General features: G+C 74.9%; 4 protein-coding genes. 1 reads left to right on the top strand and 3 read right to left on the bottom strand.

Going from position 1 to position 3,405, the window contains the following annotated elements:
* From Q0195_RS00065 to Q0195_RS00055, 3 genes are all read right to left on the bottom strand, one after another.
* On the bottom strand, positions 1-966 hold a 966-nt coding region (locus tag Q0195_RS00065; RefSeq protein WP_299272918.1), incomplete at its 3' end, for an alpha/beta fold hydrolase.
* On the bottom strand, positions 963-1,997 hold the full coding sequence (locus tag Q0195_RS00060; RefSeq protein WP_299272915.1) for a 3-oxoacyl-ACP synthase III: 1,035 nt from the start codon (positions 1,995-1,997) through the stop codon (positions 963-965). The genes Q0195_RS00065 and Q0195_RS00060, both read right to left, overlap by 4 nt.
* Before the next feature lie 87 nt (positions 1,998-2,084).
* The gene (locus tag Q0195_RS00055) at positions 2,085-2,624 is read right to left on the bottom strand and encodes a DUF4282 domain-containing protein (RefSeq protein WP_299272912.1); all 540 of its coding nucleotides are present in this window, start codon (positions 2,622-2,624) and stop codon (positions 2,085-2,087) included.
* Positions 2,625-2,746: 122 nt separating this feature from the next.
* On the opposite strand from Q0195_RS00055, the gene deoD reads away from it, so the two are divergent.
* Positions 2,747-3,405, top strand: a 659-nt coding sequence (gene deoD / locus Q0195_RS00050; RefSeq protein ID WP_299272909.1) for a purine-nucleoside phosphorylase, incomplete at its 3' end; no start/stop codon positions are given.

Genomic DNA, 3,405 nt, shown 5'->3' with positions numbered 1-3,405 from the left:
CTCGGCGGGAACTGAGCTCTCGGCGCGAAGTGGGCTCTCGGCGCGAACCGGGCCTTCGGCGGGGGCCAGGCGGGTGCGGAGCCAGCGCACGACGGTGCCGGCGACGTCGGCGTCCTCCGGGAGCAGGTGGCCCGCCTCCTCGAAGCGGTGGACGTCGGCGTGCGGCAGGCGGCGCAGCAGGTCCTCGAGGTAACGGCCCTGGAAGACCGGGTCGCGCGGCCCCCACAGGACGAGCGCAGGGACGTCGAGCCGGGCGGTGCCGGCGGCGATCGCGTCGAGCGCGGGACGGCTCGGGTGGCCGGGGTGGGCGGGGATGTCCGCGACGAACTCGGCGACGGCGTCGCGGTCCTCGGCGTACGGGGCGAGGTAGGCGGCGCGCACCTCGGGCGGCAGTGGGGGCCGGGCGAGGGCGAGCGTGGCGCGCAGGAAGGTGCGGGTGGCGTTCGTCGCCCAGCCGTGCACGCTCGGGTGGCCGGCGAGGCGGAGCAGCGCGGGGATCGCCGAGGCGTCGTCGTGGTGGACGGCGGTGTTGGTGAGCACCACCCCGGCGAGCAGGTCCGGGTGCTCGACCGCCCAGCCCAGCGAGACGACACCGCCCCAGTCGTGCCCGACGGTGACGACCGGTCCGCTGAGGCCGAGGGCGTCGGTCAGCGCACCGAGGTCGGCCACCCGGTCGGCCAGCCGCCGCATCCGGCCGTCGCGCTGGGACCAGCCCATGCCGAGCTGGTCGACCGCGACCACGCGCCACCCGGCGTCGGCCGCCGCGGGCAGCAGCGAGCGCCACAGGTAGGACCACGTCGGGTTGCCGTGGACGGCGAGCAGGGTGCCGTGCACCTCCGTGCCGAGGTCGGGGGTGTTGTCGAGCAGGTGCCACCGGGCCGGCGGGTCCTCCCCGGCGCCGGGCACGGTGACGAACCGGCTCCAGCGCGGGTCGAGGCCGGGCAGCTGGGGGACGGCCGGGGTCACCACTCGAGCTCGAGCATCGCCGTGTTCAAGCCCGAGCCCACCCCCATGCACAGCACCCGGTCCCCCGGCTCGAGCGTGTCGGCCTGCGCGGCCAGGGTCATCGGCAGCGACGCCGGCCCGACGTTGCCCCAGTGGGAGAAGGTGATCGGCACCCGGTCGGCGGGCAGGTCGAGCGCCTCGATGACCGCGCGCGTGTACGGGGTGGAGATCTGGTGGGTGACGTAGCGGGCCATGTCGTCCCACCGGAAACCGGCCCCGTTGTTCGCCTCGGCCCACGCGGCGACGACGAGCGGCAGGCCGCCCTCGAGCAGCCCCTTGGTGTCGGTGAACATCCCGTCGAGGCTGCCGACGCACAGCTCGTGGTGCTCGGTCCCGGCCCGCGACACCCCGCCGACGACGCGGTGCCCACCGGGGTGGAGGTCGGCCCGGCCCAGGACGGCTGCGGCCGCGCCGCTGCCGAGGGTGAGGGAGGCGAACTCGCGGTGGAAGTCCTCGCGCGTGGCGTCGTCGCGGCCGAGGCGCCGCAGCGTCGTCTCCTGGGTGGCGCGCGCGTCCTCGCTGTTGACGATGACGGCGTAGTCGATCTGGCCGGCGTCGATCATCGTCGCGGCCAGCATCATCCCGTTGACGAAGCCGAGGCAGGCGTTGGCGATGTCGAAGTTCACCGCCGACGTCGGCAGCGACAGCCCGTGGTGGATCCGCACGGCGACGGACGGCTCGAGGTGGGTCCGGGTCACCGAGGTGTTGACGAGCAGGCCCACGCGGGCAGGGTCGACCCCGACCTCGGCGAGCGCCTTGGCCCCCGCCTCGATGGCCGGGTCGTCGAACCGGGTCCCGGGCTCCCACCAGCGGCGCTCCACGACCCCCGAGACCCGCTCCAGGAGGTTGTCCGGCAGCCGCAGCCGCCGGCGGGTGGGGGCCAGCTCCTCCTCGAACCGCGAGGACGGCACCCGCACCGGCGCCTCGATGTGGGTCACCGCGAGCAGGGTTGCGTTCGAGTAGCGGAACGTCGCGTTACCGGCAGAAGTCACCTGCCGACCCTAACGGGACGCCGACGGCGGACGCACACCGGCAGGGCGCGCGTCCGCCGTCGGAGGAATGTGCCGGGACACCGCCGTTCACGCGCCGCGGGCGGCCGTCGCGCGGTCGAGGAGGTACTCGAGCGCGAAGCGGGCGAAGGCGAGGAGCACGAAGCCCGCCACCGGGCCCTTGATGAGCTCCAGGAGGCCGTCGAAGATGTAGCCCGGGCCGCCGCTGAAGCGGTCCCCCGCGAGGGAGAAGTAGTGGACCGCCGAGACCACGCCCTCGACGGCCACGATGAGGGCCAGCACGAGGACGGCGGCGTACACGACCTTCGCCAGCGCCGGGGTGATGCGGCGCGTGAAGGAGAGGTCGGTGAGCCCGCCGAGGGCGGAGGGCTGGGCCGGCTGTCCGTAGCCCGGCCCGTAGCCGGGCTGCCCCGGCTGCCCCTGGTGCGGGTAGCCGCCCTGCTGCGGCGGGTACCCCCCGTAGCCAGGCTGCGGGTAGCCGCCCGGCGGCGGCGCGTAGGGCGACTGACCGGCCGGCGGCGCTCCCGCCGGCTGCTGCGGGGCCTGCCGGCCCTCGCCGCCGGACGGCGGGGTGGGGCCGTGCTGCGGGTCGGTGGGATGGTCGGACATGTCGGTCTCCAAGGATCGACGACGGGAACAGGGGCGAGCCTAGCCCCGACCCAAGGTCCCGGCCGGACCAGGGACGGCCGTGGCAGCATGGACCCGTCCGCTCCGTCCCTCCAGGAGGTCCCGTGGCCACCCCACACATCGCCGCCGACCCGGGCGACTTCGCCCCGGCCGTCCTCATGCCGGGTGACCCCCGGCGCGCCCAACGCATCGCCGAGCAGCTCATGCCGGACGCCCGGCTGGTCAACGACGTGCGCGGCATGCTCGGCTTCACCGGCACGGTCGACGGCCGCCCGCTCAGCGTCATGGGTTCGGGGATGGGTCAGCCCTCGGCGACGATCTACGCCACCGAGCTGTACCGGGAGTACGGCGTCCAGCGGATCATCCGGGTCGGTACCGCGGGCGGGATCGCCCCCTCGGTGCGGGTCGGGGACGTCCTCGTGGCCCTCGGCGCGCACACCGACTCGGCGATGAACCAGCACCGCATCCCGGGCGTCAACTTCTCCGCCGTCGCGTCCTTCGAGCTCGCCGAGGCCGCGGTGCGTGCGGCTCGCGAGCAGGGCGTGGAGCGCTACCACGTCGGCACGATCATCAGCCGCGACCACTTCTACCTCAAGGTCCCCGGCCAGACGGAGGCCCTGGGCGCCTACGGCGTGCTCGGGGTGGAGATGGAGGCCGCCGCGCTCTACGGCGTGGCCGCCGAGTTCGGGCGCCAGGCGCTCACCGTGCTCACCGTCTCCGACCACCTGCTCGACGGCTCGCAGGACATGACCGCCGAGGAGCG

This window comes from uncultured Georgenia sp. (assembly GCF_937958535.1).
In the GTDB taxonomy this organism is placed as follows: Bacteria; Actinomycetota; Actinomycetes; order Actinomycetales; family Actinomycetaceae; genus Oceanitalea.
This window is presented reverse-complemented; position numbering and strand designations above follow the sequence as displayed.

Excerpts from the sequence above, each read along its gene's own strand:
- Q0195_RS00055 (WP_299272912.1), bottom strand. The coding sequence starts at position 2,624 with ATGTCCGACCATCCCACCGACCCGCAGCACGGCCCCACCCCGCCGTCC.